Source organism: Pseudomonas oplopanacis (assembly GCF_057128725.1).
In genome coordinates this window covers 27,278-53,869 of the sequence record NZ_JBSKHV010000022.1, presented here as the reverse complement: position 1 = coordinate 53,869, position 26,592 = coordinate 27,278, and the positions used below count along the sequence as shown (strand labels likewise).

The 26,592-nt window shown below is 58.7% G+C and carries 21 protein-coding genes; 9 read left to right on the top strand and 12 right to left on the bottom strand.

Going from position 1 to position 26,592, the window contains the following annotated elements; all coding sequences use genetic code 11:
* Nucleotides 1–114: 114 nt before the first annotated feature.
* The 4 genes from ACWKV5_RS28060 (at nucleotide 115) to ACWKV5_RS28045 (ending at nucleotide 7,859) form a co-directional block, all read left to right on the top strand.
* A complete protein-coding gene (locus ACWKV5_RS28060) occupies nucleotides 115–1,662 on the top strand; it encodes a phospholipase D family protein (protein ID WP_483843910.1) in 1,548 nt (515 codons plus the stop codon).
* A 160-nt stretch (nucleotides 1,663–1,822) separates the two neighbouring features.
* The gene (locus ACWKV5_RS28055) at nucleotides 1,823–2,086 is read left to right on the top strand and encodes a hypothetical protein (RefSeq protein WP_483843901.1); all 264 of its coding nucleotides are present in this window, start codon (nucleotides 1,823–1,825) and stop codon (nucleotides 2,084–2,086) included.
* Nucleotides 2,087–2,252: 166 nt separating this feature from the next.
* Nucleotides 2,253–3,410: an HD-GYP domain-containing protein gene (locus ACWKV5_RS28050; RefSeq protein ID WP_483843900.1), complete on the top strand. Its 1,158-nt coding sequence runs from the start codon at nucleotides 2,253–2,255 to the stop codon at nucleotides 3,408–3,410.
* Nucleotides 3,411–3,467: 57 nt separating this feature from the next.
* Nucleotides 3,468–7,859 (top strand): response regulator, encoded by a 4,392-nt coding sequence (locus ACWKV5_RS28045; RefSeq protein ID WP_483843899.1) that lies wholly within the window; start codon nucleotides 3,468–3,470, stop codon nucleotides 7,857–7,859.
* A 45-nt stretch (nucleotides 7,860–7,904) separates the two neighbouring features.
* Here ACWKV5_RS28045 and umoC read toward each other — a convergent pair whose 3' ends face one another.
* From umoC to ACWKV5_RS28025, 4 genes are all read right to left on the bottom strand, one after another.
* The gene (umoC, locus tag ACWKV5_RS28040) at nucleotides 7,905–8,339 is read right to left on the bottom strand and encodes a UmoC family flagellar biogenesis regulator (RefSeq protein WP_483843898.1); all 435 of its coding nucleotides are present in this window, start codon (nucleotides 8,337–8,339) and stop codon (nucleotides 7,905–7,907) included.
* A gap of 60 nt (nucleotides 8,340–8,399) precedes the next feature.
* The gene (locus ACWKV5_RS28035) at nucleotides 8,400–10,082 is read right to left on the bottom strand and encodes a peptidoglycan D,D-transpeptidase FtsI family protein (protein ID WP_483843897.1); all 1,683 of its coding nucleotides are present in this window, start codon (nucleotides 10,080–10,082) and stop codon (nucleotides 8,400–8,402) included.
* A gap of 242 nt (nucleotides 10,083–10,324) precedes the next feature.
* On the bottom strand, nucleotides 10,325–11,827 hold the full coding sequence (locus ACWKV5_RS28030) for a M81 family metallopeptidase (RefSeq protein ID WP_483843896.1): 1,503 nt from the start codon (nucleotides 11,825–11,827) through the stop codon (nucleotides 10,325–10,327).
* Nucleotides 11,824–13,146, bottom strand: coding sequence for an MFS transporter (locus ACWKV5_RS28025; protein ID WP_483843909.1), 1,323 nt, complete (start codon nucleotides 13,144–13,146; stop codon nucleotides 11,824–11,826). The genes ACWKV5_RS28030 and ACWKV5_RS28025 overlap by 4 nt, the downstream gene beginning before the upstream one ends.
* Before the next feature lie 179 nt (nucleotides 13,147–13,325).
* Between ACWKV5_RS28025 and ACWKV5_RS28020 the strand changes: the two genes are divergently transcribed.
* Both ACWKV5_RS28020 and ACWKV5_RS28015 read left to right on the top strand, forming a co-directional pair.
* Nucleotides 13,326–14,234, top strand: a complete 909-nt coding sequence (locus ACWKV5_RS28020) for a LysR family transcriptional regulator (RefSeq protein ID WP_483843895.1) — start codon at nucleotides 13,326–13,328, stop codon at nucleotides 14,232–14,234.
* Between the two features lie 94 nt (nucleotides 14,235–14,328).
* Nucleotides 14,329–15,201: a DNA/RNA non-specific endonuclease gene (locus ACWKV5_RS28015; RefSeq protein WP_483843894.1), complete on the top strand. Its 873-nt coding sequence runs from the start codon at nucleotides 14,329–14,331 to the stop codon at nucleotides 15,199–15,201.
* A gap of 17 nt (nucleotides 15,202–15,218) precedes the next feature.
* On the opposite strand, the gene ACWKV5_RS28010 is transcribed toward ACWKV5_RS28015, so the two are convergent.
* From ACWKV5_RS28010 to ACWKV5_RS27985, 6 genes are all read right to left on the bottom strand, one after another.
* Entirely contained in the window at nucleotides 15,219–15,734 is a 516-nt protein-coding gene (locus tag ACWKV5_RS28010; protein WP_483843893.1) for a hypothetical protein, read from the bottom strand.
* Complete coding sequence (locus ACWKV5_RS28005) at nucleotides 15,727–16,596, bottom strand: winged helix-turn-helix domain-containing protein (RefSeq protein WP_483843892.1); 870 nt, start codon at nucleotides 16,594–16,596, stop codon at nucleotides 15,727–15,729. The genes ACWKV5_RS28010 and ACWKV5_RS28005 overlap by 8 nt, the downstream gene beginning before the upstream one ends.
* A 131-nt stretch (nucleotides 16,597–16,727) precedes the next feature.
* The gene (locus tag ACWKV5_RS28000) at nucleotides 16,728–18,128 is read right to left on the bottom strand and encodes a GGDEF domain-containing protein (RefSeq protein WP_483843891.1); all 1,401 of its coding nucleotides are present in this window, start codon (nucleotides 18,126–18,128) and stop codon (nucleotides 16,728–16,730) included.
* 52 nt (nucleotides 18,129–18,180) lie between these two features.
* On the bottom strand, nucleotides 18,181–19,305 hold the full coding sequence (locus tag ACWKV5_RS27995) for a response regulator (RefSeq protein WP_483843890.1): 1,125 nt from the start codon (nucleotides 19,303–19,305) through the stop codon (nucleotides 18,181–18,183).
* 190 nt (nucleotides 19,306–19,495) lie between these two features.
* The gene (locus ACWKV5_RS27990) at nucleotides 19,496–23,245 is read right to left on the bottom strand and encodes a response regulator (RefSeq protein ID WP_483843889.1); all 3,750 of its coding nucleotides are present in this window, start codon (nucleotides 23,243–23,245) and stop codon (nucleotides 19,496–19,498) included.
* A gap of 153 nt (nucleotides 23,246–23,398) precedes the next feature.
* Entirely contained in the window at nucleotides 23,399–23,635 is a 237-nt protein-coding gene (locus ACWKV5_RS27985; protein WP_483843888.1) for a hypothetical protein, read from the bottom strand.
* Nucleotides 23,636–23,838: 203 nt separating this feature from the next.
* Here ACWKV5_RS27985 and ACWKV5_RS27980 point away from each other — a divergent pair, with 203 nt between their 5' ends.
* Both ACWKV5_RS27980 and ACWKV5_RS27975 read left to right on the top strand, forming a co-directional pair.
* Nucleotides 23,839–24,180 (top strand): hypothetical protein, encoded by a 342-nt coding sequence (locus ACWKV5_RS27980; RefSeq protein WP_483843887.1) that lies wholly within the window; start codon nucleotides 23,839–23,841, stop codon nucleotides 24,178–24,180.
* Nucleotides 24,181–24,378: 198 nt separating this feature from the next.
* Complete coding sequence (locus tag ACWKV5_RS27975; RefSeq protein WP_483843886.1) at nucleotides 24,379–24,771, top strand: GFA family protein; 393 nt, start codon at nucleotides 24,379–24,381, stop codon at nucleotides 24,769–24,771.
* 143 nt (nucleotides 24,772–24,914) lie between these two features.
* On the opposite strand, the gene ACWKV5_RS27970 is transcribed toward ACWKV5_RS27975, so the two are convergent.
* Both ACWKV5_RS27970 and ACWKV5_RS27965 read right to left on the bottom strand, forming a co-directional pair.
* Entirely contained in the window at nucleotides 24,915–25,376 is a 462-nt protein-coding gene (locus tag ACWKV5_RS27970; RefSeq protein ID WP_483843885.1) for a GyrI-like domain-containing protein, read from the bottom strand.
* A gap of 65 nt (nucleotides 25,377–25,441) precedes the next feature.
* Nucleotides 25,442–25,894, bottom strand: coding sequence for a hypothetical protein (locus ACWKV5_RS27965; RefSeq protein WP_483843884.1), 453 nt, complete (start codon nucleotides 25,892–25,894; stop codon nucleotides 25,442–25,444).
* Nucleotides 25,895–26,047: 153 nt separating this feature from the next.
* On the opposite strand from ACWKV5_RS27965, the gene ACWKV5_RS27960 reads away from it, so the two are divergent.
* On the top strand, nucleotides 26,048–26,491 hold the full coding sequence (locus ACWKV5_RS27960) for an anti-virulence regulator CigR family protein (RefSeq protein ID WP_483843883.1): 444 nt from the start codon (nucleotides 26,048–26,050) through the stop codon (nucleotides 26,489–26,491).
* Nucleotides 26,492–26,592 lie beyond the last annotated feature (101 nt).

The following is a 26,592-nucleotide window of genomic DNA, read 5'->3' as shown; positions in this document are numbered from 1 at the left end:
CCTGAACCGGGCTTTACTGGAGCAAGGTGTGCAGATTGCCTGCAACCGGCAAGTTCTGACTGGCTCCCAAGGTCAGCACTCCCCCCGTCGAGGTTGAGGACGAGCCCTTTGTCCATGCCCTGGTTCTTCGCCGCACTGTTTCTCGCACTGCTGGTCGTCGGCTGCACTCCCACGCGCTTGCCCCACGAATTCAGCGAGGCAATTCCTGCCAGCGAATCGGCGTTCGGGCGCTCCCTCCAGACCCAGGCCGCCCCGCACGAGGGGCGCTCGGGTTTTCGCTTGCTGCCTAACAGCAGCGAAGCGTTCCGGGCGCGCGCCGAGCTGATTCGCAATGCGCAGAAAAGCGTCGATCTGCAGTACTACATCGTGCACAACGGTCTCAGCACCCGGGCACTGGTGCGCGAATTATTGCTGGCCGCCGATCGCGGCGTACGGGTGCGCATTTTGCTCGATGACACTGCCAGCGACGGCCAGGAGGAAGTCATCGCAACCCTGGCCGCGCACCCCAACATCTATATCCGCGTCTTCAACCCCCTGCATCTGGGGCGCAGCACGATGGTCACCCGAACCATGGGCCGTCTGCTGAACCTGTCCCAACAGCACCGGCGCATGCACAACAAACTGTGGCTAGCCGACAACAGCGCGGCCATCGTCGGCGGACGCAATCTGGGCGATGAATATTTCGATGCCAAGGCCGATCGCAACTTCACCGACATGGACCTGCTGTGCGTCGGCCCGGTCGCCGCGCAGTTGGGCCGCAGCTTCGATCAGTACTGGAACAGCGCCCTGAGCCAGCCGATCAGTGACCTGGTGCTCAACAAGCCAACCGCCGAAGACTTGCTCAAGAGCCGGCAACGCCTCGAGCAATCGCTGCAGAACACCCGCATCGAGAACCGGGCTTTGTACGATCACCTCATGACCTACCGGACTCAGCCGCAGCTCGAGACCTGGCGCAAGCAGCTGATCTGGGCGCACAGCAAGGCGATGTGGGACGCACCGAGCAAGGTCCTGGCCGACGACGAACCGGACCGTGCGTTACTGATGACCACACAACTGCGACCTGAGCTCGATACCGTTCATAAAGAGCTGATCCTGATATCCGCCTATTTCGTCCCGCAAAAGGCGGGCATGCGCTACCTACTCGGGCGTGCCGATGCCGGTGTTGATGTGCGCTTGCTGACCAACTCGCTGGAAGCCACCGACGTGCCGGCGGTGCATGGCGGTTACGCGCCTTACCGCAAGACCCTGCTCGAGCATGGCGTGAAGCTCTATGAACTGCGGCTCCAGCCGGACGACCCCAGCGGAGGTTCTTCCCGTGGCTTCAGCGGTGGCTCGGACTCCAGCCTGCACACCAAGGCCATGATTCTGGACAAGCAGAAGGTGTTCATCGGCTCCTTCAATTTCGATCCACGCTCGGTGTTGTGGAATACCGAAGTCGGGGTGCTGGTCGACAGCCCTGAGCTGGCCGGCTACATGCGCGAGCTAGCACTTGAAGGCATGGCGCCCGCCGTGAGCTACCAGGCTCGCCTGGAAAACGGCGAAGTCGTCTGGCTCACTGAAGACGACGGCCGCCTGCATACGTTGCGAACGGAGCCGGGCGGTCGTTGGCGCAGCTTCAAGGCCTGGCTCAGCGACAAGATTGGCCTGGAGAAAATGCTCTAGATCGAGGGCGCAACATCCTTGTAGGGCCGCCAATGTCGTCCTATCGTTAACGTTCACATTCCGGGGGGGCGTTCTGTGTGCGTTGTACAACTGCGCCACTCCACCGTGTGCGGTGATGACAGTGGTGCGAAGTGATGGAAACTCAGGAAGGAGGTGGATCATGAATCGCAAGTATTCTTTGTCTGTCCTGACCACACTGGTCATTGCCGTTGGCGGCTACTGGGTGCCGACGCTGGTCCATGCGACGGACCAGGCTGACCAGCGACAGGAGTCGCGCGATACCAAGCAGGAAGGGCGAGATGCTGCCCGGGAAACCAAGGAAGCGTGCAAGGAGGGTGATGAAAAGAGTCGCAACGATTGCCGTCAGGACAAGCGCGACACCAAGCAGGACACCCGCGATACGGCGCGTGATATCAAATACTGACCGCTGACGGAAATCCTGTTTCCGTTCATCCGGTAACGACTGCCCCGGCGTTAGTTTGGCGTTTGACGCCGGACGGCAGCCCCGCAGAACTGCAGCTAAGCTTCCTTGCGCCGGGGCGTAAATGTCGCCTCGGGATGTCAATGCCTGGCAAAGGGAGCCGCCCGCCATGAGTGTCGAACAGCGTCGCTACAGTCCGCCTACCATCCTGGTGGTCGATGACACACCCGATAACCTGATGCTGATGACAGATTTGCTCAAGGATCGCTACCGGGTCAAGGCCGCCCATAGCGGTGAGAAAGCGTTGCGAATTCTGCAGGGCGACACACTCCCGGACCTGATCCTGCTGGATGTAATGATGCCCGGGCTGTCCGGCCACGAAGTGGCGGACCAGATCAAGCGCGACCCGCGCATCCGCGACATTCCGATCATTTTCCTGACGGCCATGGCCGGGACCGAGGACGAGATCCATGGCCTGGAACTGGGGGCCGTCGACTACATCACCAAACCAATCCGGCCGGCGCTGGTTTTGGCGCGGGTGGATACCCAGCTCAAGATCAAGGCAGCGGCCGACTTTCTGCGCGATCACAACGACTACCTTGAGCAGGAAGTGCAGCGCCGGACGCGCGAGGTGATTGCGATCCAGGATGTGGCCATCCAGGCCATGGCGTCACTGGCGGAGACGCGCGATAACGAAACGGGCAACCACATCCGGCGGACCCAGCATTACGTCAAGGTGCTGGCAGACCATCTGCGTGATCATCCGCGTTTCAGTCACTTTCTCAGCGACGAGACCATCCTGTTGCTGTTCAAGTCGGCGCCCCTGCACGACATCGGCAAAATCGGCATTCCCGACCATATCCTCCTCAAGCCGGGACGCTTCACCGAGGAAGAGTTCGAGATCATGAAGACCCATACCACGCTGGGACGTGACGCGATCCAGCATGCCGAGGATGCGCTGGGTATTCGCGCCGACTTCCTCAGTCTGGCCAAGGAGATTGCCTACAGTCATCAGGAAAAATGGGATGGCAGCGGCTATCCGCAGGGGCTGGCTGGCGACGACATCCCGATCAGCGCCCGGATGATGGCGGTGGCCGACGTCTATGACGCGCTGATCAGCCGTCGTGTCTATAAATCGGGGATGCCCCACGCGCAGGCTGTCGAGATTATCCGGCAGGGGCGAGGCACGCACTTCGACCCGGACATCTGCGATGCCTTCCTGGTTTGCGTTGAACAGTTCCAGGCCATTGCCGAGCGTTTCGCCGATACCGATCAGGACATGGCCGTCCAGCGAGCAGCGCTGGAACGCATCGGCCAGACCCCGTGAATCCGCGACTGCACTTGTGCTTTGCCAGTATTTTCATCAGGTTCACGAGGTTAGGTCATGGCTGGATTGCGCACCCTGCTTGAGCGTCTTGCGCTGCTGCACAAACTGATCCTGGGGTTCGCCGCGCTGCTGCTGTTGGTGTTGGTACTCGGTGTGCAAAGCCTGCGTACCCAGCAGTCGCTCAAGCACGACATGCAGAACCTCTATCTTCAAGAATTGGTCGGCATGGAGCACTTGTATGAGGCACGGGTGCAACTGCCTCATATGCTGCAAGCCTTGCAGCGAGCGGTGGGCACCGACAGCGCGCAGATCCGTGTCGAATCCCTGCAGCGCATGCGCGACACCCAGAATCGTCTGCAACAGGCACTGGCCCAAGCCAAAGTGACCCTCAGACGCCCGGAAAACCTGGCGCGCCTGGCGGAGCTGGACGTGCTGCTGCAACAGTTGCAGCGTGATAGAGAACAGGCCTTTGTCATGATCGATCAGGGCCGGCAGGCGCAGGCGTTGTTGCTGCTCAATAGCAATGAATTCCAGCAACTTGACCAGCAGGCCGACGCACTGTTGAACACGGTTGCGCAGATCAAGGGCGACACGATTCGCGACACGGCCAAGGACATTGCCGATTATGCCGAGCGCAGTACCAAGCTGACCTACGTGCTGTTGTTCGGTGGCTTGTCGCTGGCGCTGCTGTTGTCCTGGCTGGTCAGCCAGTCGATCCGCAATCCGCTCAACCGGGTGCGGGTGGCGGTGGATCAGTTGGCTGCCGGGGAGCTCGATAAGCCGATTCCCCATACCGACCTGAACAACGAAACGGGCGATCTGGCGCGGGCCATTGCCACGCTGCAGACGCAGTCCCGACAACTGGAGCGTCAGCGCTGGATCAAGGCGCATACCGCTCAATTGCAGGTCGATTTGCAGCAGGCAGAAACGCCGGCCGAGCTGGCGCAGGTATTCCTGCAACACATGGCCAGCCCGCAGGGCATCTGCCAAGGGGTGCTTTACAGCGCACACGAGGAGGCCGGCAAGCTGCTGCTGATGGGGCGCTATGCCACCGATTCCGAACGGCCGCCGGAGGAGGAAGTCCTGTTCGGCGATGGCCTGTTGGGTCAGTGCGCGGTGGATCGCCAGCCACGTCAGCTTCAGGCGCTGCCCGAACATTACTGGCGTTTGCACTCGCCGCTTGGCGAAACCCCGGCCAGTTGCTTGCTGTTGCAACCCATCATGCGTGGCGAGCGGCTGCTGGGCGTACTCGAGCTGGCCGGACTGGTGCCGCTGGACGAGCGCGAGATGCAGCTGTTGCAGGAAGCCATCCCGCGTCTGGCGGCGAACATGGCGATTCTGGAGCGTAATCAGGCGGTCAAGACCCTGTTGGCAGAAACCCGTCGCCAGGCCAGTGAAGTGGCGGAACAAGCGTTGCAACTGGAGGAACAGGCGCAGGCGCTCGAATCCCAACAAGTGGCGTTGCGCGCGACCGAGGCCTGGTATCGCGGAATTATCGAAGCGGCGCCGGACGGCATGCTGGTGGTGGATGCCGACGGGCATATCCTGCGAACCAACCGTCAACTGGATCAGCTGTTCGGCTACAACGCCGGTGAGTTGATCGGCGAGGCCATCGAACGCCTGGTGCCGGTGGCCAGTCGCGGGCGTCACGTGGCGCTGCGCCAGGGATTCACCGCCCACGGCGACACTCGCCAGATGGGGGCCAACCTGGACGACCTGCAAGGCGTGCGCAAGGACGGCAGCTTCTTCTCGGCAGAAATCAGTCTGTCGCATTTACCGAGTCTGGAAGGAGGCGGAATCTGCGTGTGCGCTTCGGTGCGCGACGTCAGTGAGCGCCGTCAGTTGCAGGCGGCGCTGAAGGCCAGCGAGGCACAGTTGCGCGCCGTACTCGACAACAGCCCGGTGGCCATGGTGATCAGAGATGTCGATGGCCGTCCGACTTACTGTAATCCGCAGTTCGACAGTCTGTTCGGGACCCGCCTCGATGAACTCGGGGGGGCGGACCCTGCGCTGTTCTGGGTCGATCCGCAGGCACACCAGCGCTTTCTCGAGGCGGCGTCGCAAGGCGCGGTGCTGAACTTCGAGGCCCGGCTGCAGCGTGCCGGGGGCGAACACTTTGACGTACTGGTGTCGGCCATCACGCTGACGCTGGGGGAGCGGGGCATGGGGGCCAACTGGTACTTCGATATCACCGACCGCAAGATCGCCGAGGCCGAGGTGCAGCGCGCACGCGAGGCCGCAGAAGAGGCGACCCGGGCCAAGAGCAACTTTCTGGCGACGATGAGCCACGAGATCCGTACGCCGATGAATGCCATCATTGGCATGAGCCACCTGGCCTTGCGCACCGAGCTCGACTCGCGCCAGCGCAATTACATTGAAAAGGTCCATCGCTCGGCGGAATACCTGTTGGTGATCATCAACGACATTCTCGATTTCTCCAGAATCGAGGCCGGCAAAATGCACCTCGAGCACATTCCCTTCCACCTTGAAAACGTGCTCGACGGTTTTGCCAACATGATTGGCCTGAAAGCTGAGGACAAAGGGCTGGAACTGCTCTTCAACATCGCGCCCGAACTACCGACCGCGTTGATCGGCGATCCGTTACGCCTGGGGCAGGTGCTGGTCAACCTGGGCAACAACGCGACGAAGTTCACCGAGCAGGGCGAGATCGTACTCGGGGTAGAGCAGCGGGGCGCGGCAGGAGAGCAGGTGCAACTGCATTTCTGGGTGCGTGACAGCGGAATAGGCATGAGCGCCGAGCAATGCTCGCGCCTGTTCCAGCCGTTCAGTCAGGCCGATAGCTCCACGACCCGTAAATACGGTGGCACCGGGTTGGGGCTGGCCATCTCCCGGCATCTGGTGGAGTTGATGGGCGGGAACATTTGGCTGGAGAGCGAGCCGGGCCAAGGCTCCACGTTTCATTTCGAGGTGAGCCTGGGCGTGCAGCGCGACGGCTCGTTGCGGCGCATGATGACCGCCGACGAACTGGTGGGTAAACGTGTGTTGGTGGTCGACGACAACGCCAGCGCACGTGAGATTTTGTCTGACATGACGCGCAGTTTTGGCGTGGAAGTGGACGTTGCGCACAGTGGTCGGGCCGCACTGGATTTGCTGGTGGAGGCCGAAGCCAAGGCGCTGCCCTATGACCTGGTGCTGATGGATTGGCGCATGCCAGGCATGGACGGCGTGGCGACGGTGCGGCAGATGCACGCGGCCAAACTGGCGCAAACGCCGTCGGTGATCATGGTCACCGCGTTCGGTCGCGAGGAGGCCCGAGAAGAGGCCATCCGGCACGGCATTCAATTGCCGGTGGTGCTGACCAAACCGGTGACGCCGTCGACGTTACTTGAGGCGTTGGGCAGCGTACTGGGCAACCGTCCTCAGACCGATAGCCGGGCCAGCGAGCGCCTCGGCCAGAGCGCCAGCGCCATGGCCAGCCTGCGTGGCGCGCGCCTGCTGCTGGTCGAGGACAATGAGCTGAACCGTGAACTGGCGTGTGAACTGCTGGAGAGTGCCGGGATCGAGCTGCGTCTGGCCATTCACGGCGCAGAGGCGCTCGAACAGCTGGCGCGTGATGACGACTTCGATGGTGTGTTGATGGACTGCCAGATGCCGGTAATGGATGGCTATACCGCGACCCGCAAGATACGCGAGCAGCCACGTTGGGCGAATTTGCCGGTGATCGCGATGACGGCCGACGCGATGGCGGGGGACCGTGAGCGGGCGCTTGATTGCGGGATGAACGATCACATTTCCAAACCGTTGAACGTCGAGGACATGTTCGCCACATTGGCCAAGTGGATACACCCAGGACCTGGCCGTGGCGCGCCGTCGGCCGACGTTTCACCGGGCACCCCGTTGACGGCGGGCCTGCCAGCCAGTCTTCCTGGCATTGATTTGAACGCGGGCCTCGGCACGTGCATGGGCAAGGTCGAACTCTACCTGCGCCTGCTGCGCAAGTTTCACGCCGGCCAACAGGCTTTTTGCGCCGAGTTTCAGGCTGCCCGAGGGCAGGGCGATTCTTCGGTAACGGTCAGGCTGGCGCATACCTTGCGGGGCACGGCGGGCAACATCGGTGCCGTTGGCGTGGCCAATGCCGCCGGCCAACTGGAACAGGTGTGTCTGAGCGCAGGCGTGGAACAGGACGTGTCGGATCGACTGGCCGAGGTCGAACGCTGCCTGACACCCGTGCTGGAAGGGCTCTCGGTGCTCACAGAACCGCCGTTGGCGGAAGAAACCACGGTGCCACTCGACAGCGAATGGCATGCGCAATTGGCCCACGTCCGTTATCTGCTGGCCGAGAGTGACACCCAGGCGCTGACAGCCTTGCACAAGCTCCAGGCGCTGACGTCCGGTTCGCGGATGACCGAGCAGTTGCATCGGGTGGTCCAGCAAGCCGAGTGCTTCGATTTCGATCAGGCGCTGGAGTTACTTGAAAACCTGCCCTGATCCTGTGGCGTACGAAGGTCGGTGTTGCCAGTCGCCTGGGGCAGACTATTCAACGGAAAGTTGTTTTGTTCTCCAACGGATCAAATCGACGTTGCAAGCACTTACAAAATCTCCAGCGCCCGAGCCTCCCATCGCGGCGTCTCCCGCCCACTGGCACTGCGCAGCCTTGAACGCCTCGAAAGCCTGCTGAGAAGCGAGCAGCGAGGCGAGTGCTTTGGGCGTCGAACTCGAATCGATTTCCTTTGTCTCGGCTTCCAGTTTTTTGTAGGCGATATGCATTTGTGCCGAGGCCTCACTGGTCTTGCGCTCAAGACAAGACTGCAAGGCGGTCCGCGGTTGATCACCGAGGGTGTCGTAGCATTCGTTCAATGCTCCAACGGGAGCGTCGTTGGTCACTTCAGTTTTTGCAGGTACTTGAGCAAACGCTGTACCGATGGCAAGTGACGTCGCGGCAATGATCATCGAAATGTTTTTCTTCATGTTATCTATCCTTTGGTAAGCATTTATCTGAAAGGTGGATACGCACTGTTTTCCTGCACATCAACCCTGTATTGCCGGCAGGTAGTGGCTTTGATCACTCGGTACATTTCTGATGCGAAGGACGGCTTCGAGTACCTCCTTGAAAATCGGTGCTGCAATCGCTCCACCGAAGTAACCCTTGGCCGTAGGCTCGTCCACTAGAACAGCCATGATGAACTCCGGTGCATTGGCCGGTGCGATACCGACGAACATCGCCCGGTATGCATTGTTTTGATAGCCGCCGCTGGAGGCCTTGCGTGAGGTCCCGCTTTTGCCCGCGATTGCATAACCCTCGATGGCTGCGCGCTTTCCGCCTGCGCCAGGTCCATCCACTGCGTGTACCAGCATATCCAGAATGCTGTTGGCGACTTCCGCGCTCATGACGTTGCGCGGCGTCTGAGGCTGACCTTTGATGATCGATAACGGAACCAGGTTCCCATCGTTTGCAAAAACGGTATAGGCCTGAACTAACTGAGCCAGATTGACCGACAGGCTGTATCCGTATGAAAGGCTTGCTGTGGCGATATCCGGCCATATTCTCCTGGTTGGAACGGACCCGACACTTTCCCCTGGAAAGAGCACCGAGGTGTCACTCCCGAATCCCACATCCAGCAGCATTTGTGAAATGACTGCACCACCAGTTGATATCGCGACCTTGCTCATTCCGACATTTGAAGAGCGACGAAGGATCCCTGCCAGATCCAACTGAGTGTCCCTTCCCACGTCACGAATCGTATGGCCATTAATCCTGAGGAAGCCGGGTGATATCTGGATCATGGCATTTTTGTCGACGATACCTGCCGTCAAGACGGCGGCCATGCTCAAGGGCTTTATCACTGAGCCCGGTTCGTACACATCGGTAAATACACGATTTCGAATGACCTCCGGGCGAAAACCTTTACGCGCATTTGGATTGAATGAAGGGACGGTGGAGAGTGCCAGTATCTCTCCGGTCTTGGCATGTATGAGAATGGCGCTTACTGATTGGGCTGCATTATCTTTAAGCGCTTTCCAGAGTGCTTTTTCAACGTGGTGTTGCAGGACCGAATCAATTGTTAAATGTAAGTCGTCTCCAGGAATGACAGGCTTGCGCACGACAATCTCACGGGTGATGTGTTTGAGCCGATTTAAAGTAAGCTCTTGCAGACCAGGCGTCCCTGATAATTCGCGGTCATACATTAACTCGATGCCTTCAATGCCTTTCTGGTCGATGTTGGTGAAGCCCAGAGTCTGTGCCATCATCGAAATTTGCGGATAGAATCGCTTATACTCCTGACGTTCATATACGCCGGGAATAGATAGTTTTACTACTTTGTTTGCGATCGCCGGATCAATTCTTCTGACTAAGTAAGCGAACGATTTGCCCTGAGTGTTCAATGTCAATTGTCTGATTCGTGCAGCCTCCACGGCAAGATGCTCACTCATCAGGCTTACCTGCTGATCAGTCGGCGCAAACTGCCTGGGATTCACCCACAAGGTGCTGACGGGGGTGGAGACCGCCAGTGGCTTATTGAAACGATCAAAAATAGTGCCGCGCACGGCTACTGTTTCAATCATTCGTGTTGAACGTTTACGCCCTTCATTATTCAAGAATTCATGAGAAAAAATCGACAGATGAACAATTCTTGCGGCCAGTACTAGTGCGAGGGCGCCAAAAATAGCTAGAACGATGGCGAATCTTGGGTTTTCAGTGAGTAGGCTCATGCAACTTTCCTGGTTCTATATGTGCAGCGGCATGCATACCTGACTAACTTATGGCTATTTTTTTGTGATACTCAGAAATTACATCGTGCATCAAGCGTTAACTAATGGGGGATTAAGAGAGTCGCGTCATGGTGGGGAACAAGAAGGCTTGTTGCAACAGTAACTTGCGGGCGGCTCCGTTGCTTTTTGAGCAACGACGCCGCCACGAAGGGTGTTCGGCAGGCGCCAAAGATGTCAGCCAATCAAACTTGTTTGTCGAAAGATTTACCCAAGGGACTGGTACGAAGGCCTGGCGCGAGGTTTTTCCAGGGTAAATCAGCCGGGTCCGCAATCATCGGTCCCGGAGCCTTCGCGACGAGCACGGCGTGCGCCATCGCTTGAAAGTCGGCGCGGAAGTGGACAGAGCTTTTGTTGACCAGGATTTTCATTCTTTCTGGTTCAATGCCCACCATCCGGTACAGGTTTCTATCGAGCATCTGGGTTTTTCCGGAACTCACACCGACCAACACACCCTCGATTTTCAGGCATGCTGAAGGCCCTACATCCACCCGCATGCCGTTCATCATCGGGCCGTCGAACTGGCAACATCCGTCGGAGAGGGAGATGACTTCAAAGCGTCCGGCCAATGGTGCGTCGCCGGGCGTCATCGATTGCCCTCCCAGCTCCATGACTACAGAGGCGCCAACACCTGCACGATGGGCCATTTGCGCAGCGGCCGGATCGAAGATCAGCCCTATCGCCGCTTGCGTTGCACCCTGTTTCAGTAACGCGCGCAGCATGCCCATCGTATTGGAATCCCCACCTGCGCCGGGATTATCCTGGGTGTCTGCGATGACCACGGGGCGATCGGCAGATGCCGATAAACGCATCGCCTCGATGACCGCATCGTCCGGCGACAGAAACTCGATTTTCCAACGCGATTCCTCATCGACTATTTTTTGATACAGCTGTTGAACGGCGAGCTCAATCGCTGCCTCGTCACGCCCATATCCCCACACCACAGGACCGCACTCCGGGAAGTCCGCCGCTGGAAAACCTGGCGCGAACGACAAAGAGAGGACCTCACCGTTCTCCAGCACCTCCAACTGCTCATACAAGCCGAGGGCAGGTTCAAGCAGGGTGCACATCGAATTGATCGGAATCAGAAAAGGCAACCGCTTCGAGACCCGCTTCAATTCGCGCCTGTTGTCGAGCAGCCAGGAGAGGAGCCCAGCCGCTTTGGCGCCAGTGGCAGCCATATCGACATGAGGGTAGGTTCGGAAGGCCACCAACGCATCGCTGTTGGTAAACATCAGCTCCGTCACGTTGGCGTGCAGGTCAAGGGACGCGATGATGGGTACGTGCGGGCCGACGGCGTCTCTGAGCCGCTTCAATAACGTCCCTTCACCATCGTCGACATGTTCCGCAACCATGGCACCGTGCAGGTCCAGGTACACGGCATCGAACCGCTCGCGACGTGCCGCGACCAGGATTTCTTCACTGATGCGTTCGAATGCATCCTCCGTGACATGTGCCGACGGACTCGCGCCTGCCCAAATGACGGGTATGAGTTCGTAGGCCAGTTTTTCTGCTTCAAGGATAAAACCGCCAATGGGGAGGTTAATGTCCCGCATGGCCAGAACGTCCACCCCACGTGCCATTTGTGGAAAGCCTTCGCCGCGCTCGAAGTTGCTGTAGTGGGCTTTGGAGGGCGCGAACGTATTGGTTTCGTGCTGGAAACCAGCGATCAGGATTCGACCTTTCATAAGACCTGTTCCTTCGTTGTCGTTGTATGTGCCGGGATGGGGTTCAGCTTGCGAACAGGCAGGTGGTTGGCCGCCAGCAATATCGAACCCAGCAACAGCAGGGCAGCCATGACGAGCAATCCTGCTTGTGTGTTGCCGGTTACCGTATTGGCGTAGCCCATGATCGTCGGGCTGAAGAAGCCGCCCATCAAGCCGATGGTGTTGATCAGTGCGATCCCCCCGGCTGCCGAGTCGCCCTTGAGGTGTTGGGAGGGGAGGGTCCAGAAGATCGTATAGGCAACCCAGACCGTTGAAGTGGCAACGGTCAGACAGATCATGGAAATGATCAGTTGTCCGCTGAAAAGGGTTGAGGTGGCCAGACACACAGCAGCGATCAATGCAGGGATTGCGGTGTGCCAGCGACGCTCGTTGAGTCGGTCAGAGCGACGACTGAAGACCTGCATGGCGATAGCGGTAAAAATGTAGGGTATCGCGCAATACCAGCCGATCTGCAGCATGTCGGTGACGCCGGTTTCGCGAATGATCGTGGGGAGCCAGAACCCCAGGGTGTAGATGCCGCAAATGAGGCAGAAATAGGCCGCCGCCATCAGGTAAACCTGGGGATCTTTCGCCACTTGCCGGAATGAATGATGGTGGGCTTGCGCAGGCGCAAGCGACTGCGTAATCCGTTGTTTTTCTTCGCGCGTCAGCCACTTCGCATCTGCTGGACGATCAGGCAGGAACCACAACGCCATGACGCCCAGCAGCACGCAAGGCACGCCTTCGATCAGGAACATCCATTGCCAGCCAGACAGGGACGCTGTGGTGTGAAATGAACTCATGATCCATGCGGACAGAGGACCACCAAAAATGCCGGCAAGTGGCGCCGCGAGCATGACCGTGGCCATGACGCGTGCCATGCGATCTTGTCCATACCAATAGGTGAGATAGAAGATCATGCCCGGCGCGAAACCGGCTTCAAACACGCCTAGCAAGAAGCGCAAGACGTAAAACTGCGTTTCGCTTTTGACGAAAAACATGCAGGCGGAGGTCAACCCCCAAAGGATCAGAATGCGGCTGAATGTCTTCCTCGCGCCGATTTTGGGGAGCAGCAAATTGCTGGGAATTTCGAACAATGCATAACCGAGGAAGAAAATGCCCGCTCCCAGGCCGTAGACCGCGTCCGAGAAGCCCAGATCGCTTTGCATCTGCAGTTTAGCGAAGCCAATGTTGACGCGATCCAGGTAGGCAAAGATGTAGCAGATCAGCAGGAAGGGCAGAAGGCGCCAACTTATTTTTCGATAAAGTGCCGCTGTTGATTCGATCTTGTTTTTATTCATTTTCAACCGGTTCAATTCCGACCTCCGAGAACTTATTGACTGTCTGGATTAGGACGACCGCGTCATGGTGGGTAACAAAGGGGTTTGTTGCAATGGCATCTTTTGATCCATAGTGTTGCTTTTTGAGCAACGGAGCCAGGGATGTTTACTCGACCATGAGAGAGATAAACCAGCGCCGAATGCGTTACTTCTTTGCCGTGTTGTCCCACGGTTCAATCAGGGCCGCAGCAGAAAGTCTCAACACTGCACCGTCTGTTATCACCCGACAGGTAAAGCTGCTCGAAGACGAGGTCGGGGTGCAGTTGTTCAATCGACAAGCCCGAGGCGTAGAACCCACTGAGTCGGCGAAATACTTGCTGGAATTCTGGAGAGGCTGCCAATCCCAGCAAGAACAGCTGGAGGAGCGCCTGGGAGAGCTGCAGGGGTTGCAGAGAGGTGAGGTGCGGATCGTTTGCAGCGAGGGATTCATCGATCGGTTGATGGACGAAGTCCTGGCTGATTTTTGTGGCGAATACCCCGGGTTGAACGTGTCCATGGACGTTTTACCCAATAAAGATGTGCTGACGGAAGTGGCCGAAAGCAGGGCGCACATAGGGCTCGCCTACAACCCTTTGGCCCATGCTGACATCGAGTACAAAGCGTCTTCGCATCAACCCGTAAAGCTGCTTGTCAGTGCCGGCCATCCTCTGGCGCAATTCAAACATCCCGTCAGTGTCAGGCAATTGCTCAGCTATCCCCTGGCCGTCATGCCACCCGAATTCGGATTGGGTCATGTGTTCGAGCTGTTGGTGCATTCCGAGAATATTGAAGTAAAACCCACCTTGGTGACGAACTCGTTGGCTGTACTTAGGCGATATGTCCTGCGCGGAAAGGGTGCCACCTTGACCGCTAGCTTGTCGGCGCTCGACGAATTCGAGTCCGGTGAGTTGGTGGCATTGGAAATTGATCACCCTGTGTGTCAGAACGTTAATGCCCGACTGTTGGTGAAACAAGGACGTCCATTGTCGAACGCCGCAGAAGAAGTATTAAAGCGGATCAAGATCCGCATGCAGATATTTGCAGGCGAATCAGGACGCGCGCTCAATTGACGGTCCAGCCGCTCGCACTAAAGGGACTTATGGTGGTCAATAACCCCCGCACGACCCCTCAGCTATCCCTCAATACAAATCGAAGATCTAAACCATGTACCTACGCAAAATTGCAGTTGGGCTGTCGGCCCTTGTTTTGCTCTCGACCGGGGCGCAAGCCCGCAGCCTGCTGGATCTCCTCAAGCCGCCCGCCCAGCATCAGGAGCAAGTGTCCCGCTCGGGTTCGATCAGCCAGGGCGCGGCGCTGGACCTCTATTCAAACAAACAGAAACAGGCCTCGTTCGACGGCTGCGCCGACCTGTTTCCGGCCGCCCGGCCGATCAACATCGCCACGGTGCCTGCCACCATGAACCCATTGGCGTTGTGTTCCGACAACTTCGCGGTGCTGTACTCGCAAACCAGCAAGACGCCATTGGTGGTGGTTGAGCGACTGAATGCCGCCCAGCTGCAGGACGCCAAAGGGGAGGAACGCACCAACCAGTTCTACCCCGACCCACGCATCCCCAAGGGTGGGCGGGCAGAGTTGAGTGACTACCGCAGCCAACACCCGGCCGTGGACCGTGGTCATCAATCCCCGGCCGCCGATGCGCCGAACCCCAATGCCATGGCCCAATCCTTTGCGCTGTCAAACATGGTGCCGCAAGACCCGACCAACAACCGCAAGATCTGGAGCAAGGTCGAGTCGGATGTCAGGAAGTTTGCCAAGCGCGCCGATGGCAACGTCTTTGTCTTTACCGGTCCGATCTTTGACTCGGGCCACAGCACCATTGGCGACAACAAGGTCTGGGTGCCGACGCGCCTGTTCAAGCTGGTTTATGACGCCTCGTCGAAGCGCGCCTGGGCGTACGTTCTGCCCAACGCAGAAACCCGTATCGAAAGACCGATGGACTACGAGACGTTCGTGAAAACCACGGGGCTGAAATTGCTCGGTAACTTGCCGGTCACAGGTTCCGTCGGGCGCACTTGATCGCTTGCGTTAGACCGTTAACCCTTGCTGTTCGATGATGGACGCTGACTGCACAAAATGAACATGTCACTGCCGTCATCGAACAGGTAGCGCGTTTCGGTCACTGAACGCATCCAGTAACTGACGCTGTTGTCCGAGCGAAAAATAAACATCCCCAGCGCGCCCGACAGTTCAGGAATCGGACTCTCCGCTTCGCCCTTGGCGGAGCGCTCCACAGTGATCCGCAGGCGCTGGTCCTGTTGTTGCACCCCAAAGGCACTGTTGCGGCGCAGAGCGCCGATTTCAGCTCCCGAGTCGGCATCGATCAGTCGGGCCACCATGCGCATGTGGCTGAGGCCGGACGGCCGCAAATCCAGCCTGAAGCGCGTCGTCAACCACGCAGGACGGGACGGCACTTGATGCGCGCTTTCTCCCGTGCACCAAAGGTCCGGATTGGCCTTGTGTTCGCCGGTCAGGCGCCCAAGCGCCACACCCGACAGACCGACGAGGACGAAGGCCAGGCACCAAATTGTGTTTGCGGTGCGTCTAGTCATGTTGTTGGACGCCAATGCAGCGACTGCTGGCCGTTTCCAGCTCGCCATCGCAGAGAATCTGATCCGCCCCTTGACGCGACGGCAACAGGTACAGGTGGATGTTTTGCGCCGAGAGGCCTAATAACCCCGCGAGTTTTCGACTGTCCTGCACCATCAGTTGCAGATGTGATGTTGCCGGAGGTTGTACGTCCTGAGCCGACAGATGCACGCGCACGTCATCGACGGTGACGGGCGCGGCGAATGCAGGTGGTGCCGCCTCGGGAGAGGGTGCCAGCCAGGTTTTTCCCGACAGAAATGCAAGCACGCCCCAAAGCGGCAGTGCGAGCCACAGGCCCCAACGCTTTTGTGATGTGATCGGGAGCACGGACAGCGGCCGTGAATCGGGTCTGGCTGATGCAGGCAATGGCGGTTTGTCCGGTTCATCCTCTGCATCGGCCATAGTCGATTCAGGAGGCGCAGCAGGGACGGGCACTTCATCGCCAGCCACCACCTCGCTCTGGGCAGGCGCCGTTTTCGCTACGGCTGACAACTCCTCGACCCTCACGCCATCGGCGAGCTTGTAACCAATGCGTGGCAAAGTCTGGATGAATTCGCGGTCGGGCTGCAGCTTCTCCAGGGCCAGACGCAATTGCCGGACCACTTGGGCCAGGCTGTTGTCGGTCACCTCCAGGCCATATTGCCCCCATGCCCCGGCCATCAACTCGCGCTTGCGCACCACCGCGCCATCCGACCGGAGCAACATGGCCAGGCAGCGGCTGGCGATTGCACCGATGCGCAACGGCTCTTCATCGGCGTCGACGCGAAACAACAGGAAGTTGTTCTCGTCGAACACCAAGTGTTCATCAATCAGCAATTGGCCCATGGCGAGCTTCCGTGCGTGGCAGGACGGCAAGTCGGATATGCGTCGTCGACCTCTAGAGTTAAGCGGCCATTCCTTGCTTTGGCCAACCTCTGCGCGAAACAGATACCGAAATCACCGCCTCAGGACCGAATTCAGGCCAGCGCAGAACCGGGCAGGGTCTCACTGGCAAAGCGGTCGCGCCCTTGCTGCTTGGCGTGATACAGCAGCCGATCCGCACGGATCAGCAGGTTTTGAACGCTTTCGCCGGGGCCGCTCCAGGCGCTGACACCCAGGCTGCAGGTGACGCCAAATTGCTTACCGGCATACTCGATCGTCGAGGTGCGCAACGCGTGCAGCAAACGATTGGCCATCTGCTGTGCGCCCGGCAGATCGGTGTCCGGCAGCATGATGAGGAACTCCTCTCCGCCGATACGGGCCACCAGATCCTGTTGCCGCACTGTCCGGCTCAGCAACTGAGCGAGAAACTTCAACACCTGATCTCCGCCGTCATGGCCGTGGGTGTCATTGATCTGCTTGAAGTGGTCGATGTCCAGCATCAATACGCAGACCGAACCCGGTTTGCGCGTGGCGCGCGCCAACTCCATTTCAGCCCGTGTCATCGCCGCACGGCGGTTGTAAAGGCCGGTGAGAAAGTCGCGGGTGGCCGCCCGATGTTGCTCCACGCTGGCGTCCATCAGATACGCCACCAGCGTGCAGATCAGCAGCAAACAGGCCAGTACTGCAATGGTCAAAAACAATCCGAGGCCGTTCAGGCTCAGGAACTGCGACATAAAATCCGGAGCCAGCGGATCACTGTAGATCCGCATTTGCAGCCCGTGGTGCAGGTTTGCAAAGTAGCGAAAGAAACGCTCTTCGCCTTGCGCCTGAGCAGGCAACGAAATCGACCAGGCCGCCTCCGTGGCCGGCAGGTACGTTGCCTTGCCGGCGGTGAAGTGGATGTCGAAATACAAGGTTGGCCCCTGACCCTGCGACAGGGCGACATGCACGACAAGTCCCTTGGCAATCGCTGAGCCCATCGCCTGGGGCGGCAGCAGCGGCTGCGGCTCCAAGCGGGTTTGCGTTTCCTGGATCACCGCGTAACGCCCGTCGCAGGTATAGCCCAACTGTTGGCGGCTGGTCATGTGGATGCCGCCGTCCTTGAGGCGGATGCGGGGCGCCTGTGGCTTGGGCATCGGCGCCAACTGGTGAATCGGCACCCGCAATGTGTACTGCGAAAGCCCTTCGACATCCGCCGACTGGGTCGCCGTCGAGCGCTGCTGCCCGGCAATGAACTCGTCTGACAGGCAGCCTTTTGGCGGCGGATTGGCCATCAGCATCGACTGCTGCAATTTATGGGTTTGCAGACTGTTCAACAGACTGGAATAACCCCAGGCGCTGCGTTGCGCGAGCAGTGCTTGCTGACTTTCCAGCAGCATGAGGTATTGGCGCTGATAGCGATCGACCACGGCAACCACGATAAGGAACGACAAAACGGCCACCGTTATCCAGCAAATGCGCTTGATAGCCTGCGCGTGCCTGACGACCCAGCTCATGATCTTTACTCCAATGTGCCAAACGGCACCGTTTGTATCGCCTTGGAAGCCGTCAACCGACCCTTGCCTCGAGGGACTCCTCGGCAACGGGGTCGGCATAGCGTTCGGCGATCTGTTCAAACTCTTTTTCGAGGGCGATGAAGGCGGCCGCCACATCCGGATCGAAATGCCGGCCGGCACCGTCGCGGATGATCGTTGCCGCTGTCTCGTGGCACATTTGCGACTTGTACACCCGTCGGCTGATGACCGCGTCGTAGACATCGGCGACCGCCATCAACCGGGCGCTGACCGGAATGGCCTCGCCGGCCAGGCCATTGGGGTAACCGCTGCCATCCCATTTTTCGTGGTGGCACAGCGCAATTTCCTTGGCGATGCGCAGAAAGGGCACTTGCGCCCCCAACATGTCCTCGGCATGCACCAGCGCTTGATAACCGAGCTGCGCGTGGGTCTTCATGATTTCGAATTCGGCGGGCTCAAAGCGTCCCGGCTTGAGCAGAATATGGTCGGCAATACCGACCTTGCCGATATCATGCAGGGGCGCCGACTTGAACATCAGCTCAATGCTCTGATCATCCAGATGCGCGCTGAATCGCGGGTGATCGCGCAATTTCTCCGCCAGCAACCGGACATAATGCTGCGTGCGTCGCAGGTGGTTGCCGGTCTCGTTGTCGCGGGTCTCGGCCAGCGACGCCAGGGCCAGGATGGTCACGTCATGGGTGGCTTGCAGTTCACGGGTTCGCGCCAGGACTTCCTGATCGAGGTAAGTATTCTGCGAACGCAACAGGTCGGCTGTGGCCTTGAGGCGCAACTGCGTCTGCACCCGCGCCAGCAGTGTGGGCGGGTTGATCGGCTTGAACAGGTAGTCGGTCGCGCCAAGCTCGAACCCCAGGCACTCATCTTCGTCCTGATTCCGCGCGCTTAAAAACAGGACCGGCACATCACGTGTCTTCGGATCAGCCTTGAGACGACGGCAGACCTCATAGCCATCGAGGTCGGGCATCATCACATCCAGCAGAATCAGATCGGGAATCGCCCGATCGATGATCTGCAACGCCTGGGCACCGCTGGTCGCCACGCGCACGTGATAGAGCTCAAACAACAGCTCACTGATCAGCTGCAGATTGGCCGGCATGTCGTCGACTACCAGCACGGTGGGTCTAGGGGTTGAGCTGTTCAAATGGACGTCCTCGTGACGGGGTCACCGGCTGGGTCGGTCAAGCAGTCGGGCGCAATCCCGAAAGCGCGACGGGAATGCACGGTCCGTCGCTTCTGCCAAGTGACTGCAGTAACGCATGCCGCCCACACCGCTGCTCTGAAATGGCCTGAACTGAAGCCGCCGGGCGCTGAAAAACGCTGAAAACTTCTGATCAGCCCGTGTTAGCCGGCGGTTGCACAGCCCGTAGGGCCTCTCTCAGGCAGGCCTGGGCCCGGCCGAAATCGAATTGTTTGATCGCGCCTTCCAGTGACGCAAAGCGATAGGCAAACACGCCGCGCAACACGCTGGCATGGGCGGAAAAGTAGGGCACTGCCTGCGCATCAAAATCCCCCAGCAGGGCGTCGAGGTCTTGGCAGATCCGCTGCAACTCGACAACGTCGACCGCTGTCGGCGCAGCCTCGACTGCGCATGGCAACTTCTGCTGCAGTTGCCCCAGCAATGCCTTCAAGGGGACGGACAACGTCTGCAAACCGATGCGCAACTCATCGATCGGGCGCTTTGCGCGCAGTGCCAACTCCAATGCATTGGCCGCTTGTGCGACGGCGTCGGCGCCGATGGTCGCGGAGGCGCCTTTGCAGCTATGGGCCAACAACTCGGCTTTGACCAGCTCGCCCGCCGCCAGCGCTGCACTCAACTGATCCAGCAACGGGCTCTGGTGGTCCAGGTAGCGGTGCAACAGATCCACATACAGGTTGTGCCGGCCGAGTACCCGTCGGAGTCCGGCCACCGTATCTACGTCATCGAGTTTCAAACCCGCATCGGCGTCGCTCACCCCGGACTGCGGTGTGACAGCGCGTTGTGGCTGGGCCGGCGTTTTCATCAGCCAGCGTCGGAGTAGGGCGTAGAGCGTCTGCGGCTCGAAGGGCTTGCTGACAAAGTCATTCATGCCAGCGGCCAGACAGGCGTCATGATCACGCTGGCTGGCGTTGGCCGTCATTGCGATCACCGGCAGTGTGCCCAGCCCCGGCCGTTGGCGCAGCAGACGGGTGGCCGCCAGTCCATCGAGCACCGGCATCTGCATGTCCATGAACACCAGGTCATAGCGAACGTCCGACAACCGGTTCAGCGCCTGACGGCCATCCGTCGCGATATCAACCCCACACCCCACCGCCTGCAGCAATTCGGCGGCCACCTGCTGGTTCAGTTCGTTGTCTTCAACCAGCAAGACACGGGTCCCTTCGGGCGCACTCCAATCGCTGAAAGGCTTCCGTGCGGTCGGGCCATCAATGACAGTGCTGCGGGACAACTGCAGGCGAACCTCAAACCAGAAGTTGCTGCCTTCGCCCAACACGCTCTGGACGCCGACCTGGCCACTCATCAACCCGGCCAGTTGTTTGGCAATTGCCAGCCCTAGGCCCGTACCACCAAAGCGGCGTGTGGTGGAGGCGTCAGCCTGCTGGAAGCTCTGGAACATGTGTTTTTGCTGCTCGGACGAGAGCCCGATGCCGCTGTCGGTCACGCTGAAATAAAACAAAGCGTCATCCGCGCCAGCCTGACGCAGGCTCACCTCAACCCGGATCTGCCCACGTTCGGTGAATTTCACCGCATTACTGAGGTAGTTGAGCAGTATTTGCCGCAGTCGAAGCGAATCGCCACGCAAGCATTCGGGCACGTCGGCACCGATGTTCAAGCGCATATCCAGGCCTTTCTCGGCAATGCGCGGGCGCACCTGATCGAGCGCTTCCTCCAGCAACTGGACCAGGCTGAAGTCGCGGACCTCCAGCTGAAGCTTGCCGGCCTCGATCTTGGAAAAATCCAGAATGTCGTCAATGACCCCCAGCAAATGCCGGCTGGAACGTTGGACCTTGTGCAGGTAGTCGCGCTGACGTTCGTTCAGTTCTGTCTTCAACGTCAGGTGCGTCATGCCGATGATGGCGTTCATCGGCGTGCGAATCTCGTGGCTCATGTTGGCGAGGAATTCGGCTTTGATGCGTGCACTTTCCTCGGCCAGTTGCCGCGCCTGCAGCATCTCGTCGGCGGCTGCTTGTTGTGCGGAAATGTCTTCGATGATCCATATCGAACCGCGCGACTGGTTTCCGGACGCGATGGCGCGGGCACTGACGCTGGCCCAGAAGCATTGGGCGTCCTTGCGACGAAGTTGAATTTGCTGCTGATAAATGTCGCCGCGTTCCAGCGCCTCGCGGACCTGCGTTTCCAGCGTCATCAGTGTGTGCGCCGACATGACCTGATCCAGCCAGATCAGCGGGGAGCACTGCAGCTGCTCGCCCGGCACGTATCCCAGGAGTTCATCCAGCCGTGAATTGGCCTGCGTGATCAACCCGCCCTGTACCAGTGCAATGCCATACGGCGCCGAGCTCACAATGGCCTGCTGCAGTTCGTGAGCTTCACGCAGGCTACGTTCTTCAGTTTTGCGCTGGCTGAGATCGCGAAACGCCACGCACAGGCATTGCCCGCGATCTTCGCGCGCGGGCAACAGGCACAGGCGCATCTCGGCAGGAAACTCGCCACCATCGGCACGACGGGCAACCAGCTCGACGGTGTCGAGCACGTTGTTGATACGCACCCGCTCAAGCAAGTGATCAATCGCCTCGAGTTGGTTGTCGGGCACCAGCGTGCGGTAACTCTGGCCCAGCAAGCTGCCGGGGGCATAACCAAAGGTCGCTTCGCTTTCCTGATTGGCGAGGATCACGCCGTGCTCGTCGAACACCAGTAGCGCTTTGGGGGCAAACTCGACAATGCCGCGATACCAGCTTTCAGTGGCTTCCAGGGACTGTTGGCGCTGTTGCAGTTCTAACGCCTGTATTTCCAGTTGCCGGGTCTGCCGATGAGCCTGCAGCAACAACTGCAGATTGTGAGTTCGCTGCTGCAGCAAACTGAGCAAGGTGCCGAGCCGGTTGGGCAAGTTGTCGAGTAACGTCAGCTGGGCGGGATCCGGGCGATGAGCGAAATCGAGCTCCAGGCTGGCCAACTGTTGCCCTTCTTGCAGCAGTGGCAAACTGAAATGCACCTGGCCAGTACGGGGCGTGAAGGGCACGGCGTCGAATAGCAACACGGCCTTGCAACCCAGGTATTCGCCCAGCTTTTGCTGCAACGTTTCGGCAAAAGCCTCCCGACTGGCACATAACTGCAAGGCTTGCACCAGCTCGCCGAGGTGCCCCTTGACCCAATGCTGGCGGCGCAGTTCTTCATTGACCTCGACATACGCATCGAATGCCTCGGCCAGGGTCACGACTTCAGCAAGCCCCTGGCGGTGCGGTGGTTCCCCGAGGGCTTCGCCGGCATGCAGGCGGCGCATGCGCTCGGAAAGACGCAACAACGGCATCACCAACTGGCGGCGCAGGATGACCAGAAAGGCCAATCCTGCGCCCAACGAGATCAGTTGCATCAGGACATTGATATGGCTAGCGAGCTCGGCATTGTGCCGGGCCGCCTCGAAGTCGCTATTAAAACGTTCGGTGATCGAGAGTCTCAGCTGATTAAGCGCGACGGCAAAATTCCACTCGGAGTTGATGTAGGAAGTCGTGGCAAGCAGTGACACGCCCCCTCTGTGGAAACTCTCCTCCATGGCCGCGCGCTCCATGCCCGTCTGCTTGAGATCCATGTCCTCGACCTTGGCCAGTAATCGGTCCTCTGAGTCAGTCAGTCCAATCGCCCGAAAATCCATCGCCGCGTCGTGGAATGTCCGGCCGTTTTGCCACTTTTGGTTGTATTGGGTGAGAAACAGCTCATCGCCGGTGCCGACATACAGCCTCGCCAGTTGCGTCAGTTCGCGGTTGAGGGTCGCCATTCTGGCAACGCCGGTGATCGTCTGGTGGCGTCGATCAGTGGCTTGCTCGGCCTGTTTGCCGAAGTACTCATCCAGAGCCACAGTCGTCAGGCAGGCCACCAGCGCCATGCCAAATCCTATCGAGATGAGTTTGCTCAGACGTTCCAGGCTCATGGGGTCTCCTGCGACAACAGCCCCGGACATGCGCCGCAAGCTTGGGTGTGCAGTAAACCGTCACGCCTTCAGTGGCGCTGTGAAAACAGCTGATTCATTCGTATCGGTTTGATGAAAAACGCTGAAAAGGTGTGAAACGCCGGGCTGGCAGTGCTAAAGCCACGTATTCACCACCCGCCGATCCAGTTCCTCCCAATCCGCCATGCCCAGCACCCGCATGGTGTTCAACCCGCGTAAATAACCGCGCAACTGATTGGCCGTGGCCCGCGCGAGCTCCGGCTCGGGCGGGATTTCGCCCATCAGCACGGTTTCGTATTGGACCAGGTAATCGGCCACCCGCTCACGGAAGTCGGGTAAAACCGCGTCGCGGATCAGGTCAAAAGTTCTCAAGGCGTGATCCTCATCAATCTTTGCTGGTGGTAATTGAGTGTGCATCCATCTGCGTGGCGCGCAACTATCGCTAGAGGTAATAGTGACCATTACCAAACACAAGTTCTTCTTTGTCGACAATAGTCGGAAAATCGCCTCCATCGAACACGCGGCTCAAAAAAATTGCGTGATGAACCGAACCTTTTGTTTTCAGGAAGAGACCGATGCGTCCTTTATTCGTATCTGCCACGGCAATTGCCTCAGTGTTACTCGCCGGTTGTGCGTCCGCGCCGAACGACCCGACCCTGACTTTGCAGACCCGCAAGACCCCGGCCCAATACGCTGACTGCGTCGTCCCGAAATTGCAGGGCAGTGCGTTGAGCCCGACCGTCTCGCAGACCTCGCGCAGCTACCGGATCGTGGTGCCGAGCAAAGTCTCGACGGACAACGTGCTGGAAGCCTACAAGGCCGGGGACGGCGGCAAAGTGTTCATCTATGAACGCCATTTGCTGGCGTCGAGCTTCCTGCCATCAAGTTTTGAACGCGCCGCACAGGATTGCATCTGACCCGGATTGAAAGCGTTTTTTACAGAGCTCCTTTGGTTGGCCGCAACCAACCAATTTTCTTGCCCCGCACCGCATTTCGGTGGCGGGGCTTTTTTTTGTCTGAAATTGAATAACCAGGTGAGTGAAAGAATGGCGTTCACCCCCGTGCTGCTATCTTCTTATCACCTTGCGAATGTGTGATTTCAGAGGAGGTGCAGCATGGATCAATTCACGGGTGGCTGCCTGTGCGGCAACGTCAGGATTGTGGCCTCGGGCCGTCCTTACCGGGTTGGTCTTTGCCACTGTCTCGATTGCCGCAAACACCATGGGGCACTTTTCCATGCCTCGGCGATATTCCCTCAGGAGGCGGTGACGATCGAGGGCCAGACAGGCGATTACGCCGGTCGGTTTTTCTGTCCTCGCTGCGGTTCGTCGGTTTTCGCCCGCTCGGGCGATGAAGTCGAAGTGAACCTGGGGTCGCTGGATGCCCCTGACCAACTGAAGCCCACTTACGAAAGCTGGACCGTGCGTCGCGAGTCCTGGTTGCCGGCGTTCCCGCTCAGCAGACACTATGAACACGATCGGGAAGGCACGGGGCGCGCGGAGGAGTAGGGTTGAGGCGATACACAACAAAAAGCCCGCTTCGGCGGGCTCTCTGTTTGGGGTCAAATCCATTTGTGATTTCAATCTGCGCTACGTTCTGTAAGCGTTTCGTGAAAAACGTGTTGTCGAAATGAAAAAGCCTGTCGGAACGCTTACGACACGATGCCGATATGAATCTGAACTTCGTCTGGGCCGCCATACGATTCAAAATCCGTGGCGTAACTGCGTTGCACCAGTGGATGCGCTTCAAAGTAGGCCCAGATGGTCCCCCAGGCCTGGATAACGGTCGCCGGCATGGGGCCGCGGGCCTCGAAGACCATGTACTTGCCTGCCTGAATCTCGATGTTATCGAAGTCGCGGTTCGGCGTATTGACGCAGACCCCCGCCGTCACATCGTAAGCACCGCTCGCGTCAGATTCGTAGGCCGAATACACGCCGACAATCGGCGCGTCGGGCACTCGTTGCGGGATCTTCTCGGCGACACTGTCGGAAAAAAAGCGACCCCACACATCGGGGATTTTTGCGTTGTCCTGCGTGGACTCATCGCGGTTGTTCGTACGTACGGTCAGACCCGCTACGTGGAAACTGGACAGGTGTGCGATGTTGGGTTCCATTCCGGGACTCTCACTTTGTTGAAGAACCCGGATTAAAGCACACCCTGACGCCAATTAAGGGATGGCTACTTCGCCGTGCTGCCTTGCTTGATATCCCCACAGAAAATATCGACGTTGCCATCCGTTGCAGTTGTTCGCAGGACGATGGAATACCCGCCCGCCAGCAGCACCGACATCGCAACAGGCGCGGTTCTGGATAACGTCCAGCCGCGTATGGGCTGGCGTTCGGTGTTGACCTGATCATTCATGGCATAGGCGACGGCCCCGGGTTTCTCGCAACTGCCTTTATAGATGAAGGTGTAGAGGCGCAAGGGCAGGACAATGCCGCTTGGAGCACCGCTGATGAAGAAACTGAGCCCGGTTTTATTGTCAAAACTGGTCAGCGTTACATCGCCGATCTGGCCGGCATTCTGTCGCGTGGCAACTAACGGAACGGTCACGCTTTTGCTTGATGATGTGGCGCAGCCGAAAAGGGTGGCGCTGACCAGTAGCGCTGCCAGTGAGTGTCTGAACTTCATGGCCAAACTCCTGTGTCGAAGAACTGCGGGGGTGATTAGCCGGTATAGCTCATTAATGGCATTTCTGATGTTCTCCGCACGAAATTGTGCACACTCGTTGGATTGGAGAACTAAATTTCAGTACAGCGTCCTGCCACTAAGAAGGAACGACCCATGTTCAGATCTCGTTTAATGATTTCAGCCGTTACGTGCCTTGCGTTGATCGTCGGCTCAACAACGGCATTGGCCGACCCTGGCAATGGAAAGGGGCAGGGTAACGGCAAGGGAAACCCGCACAACAACCAGGCTCATGGAAACCAAGGCAAGGGCAGCGATTGGGACAACGGCCCAAGCATTGATCGCGGCAGTGTCCTGGGAATTATTGGCGGGTATCCGGGCTACTGGAATCCAGGGCCTGCATTGCCACCAGGTATTCAAAAGAACCTTGCGCGAGGCAAACCGTTACCACCTGGTATTGCCAAAAAACTGGACGGTCGGTTAGTCGGCAGGCTGCCTCATTACGAGGGATATGAATGGCAACAAGCGGGTACCGACTTGATATTGGTAGCACTCGCAACCGGGCTAATTTACGAAGTGCTCAACGGTGCTTTTGATTAGTGTTTGAGTCTTGTTTTCAATAGCGCAGTAAAGGCATTCCGTCTATCGCGGGACTTGAACCGACTGGGGTCTGACGCGTCTTAAAACACGTGATATCAACC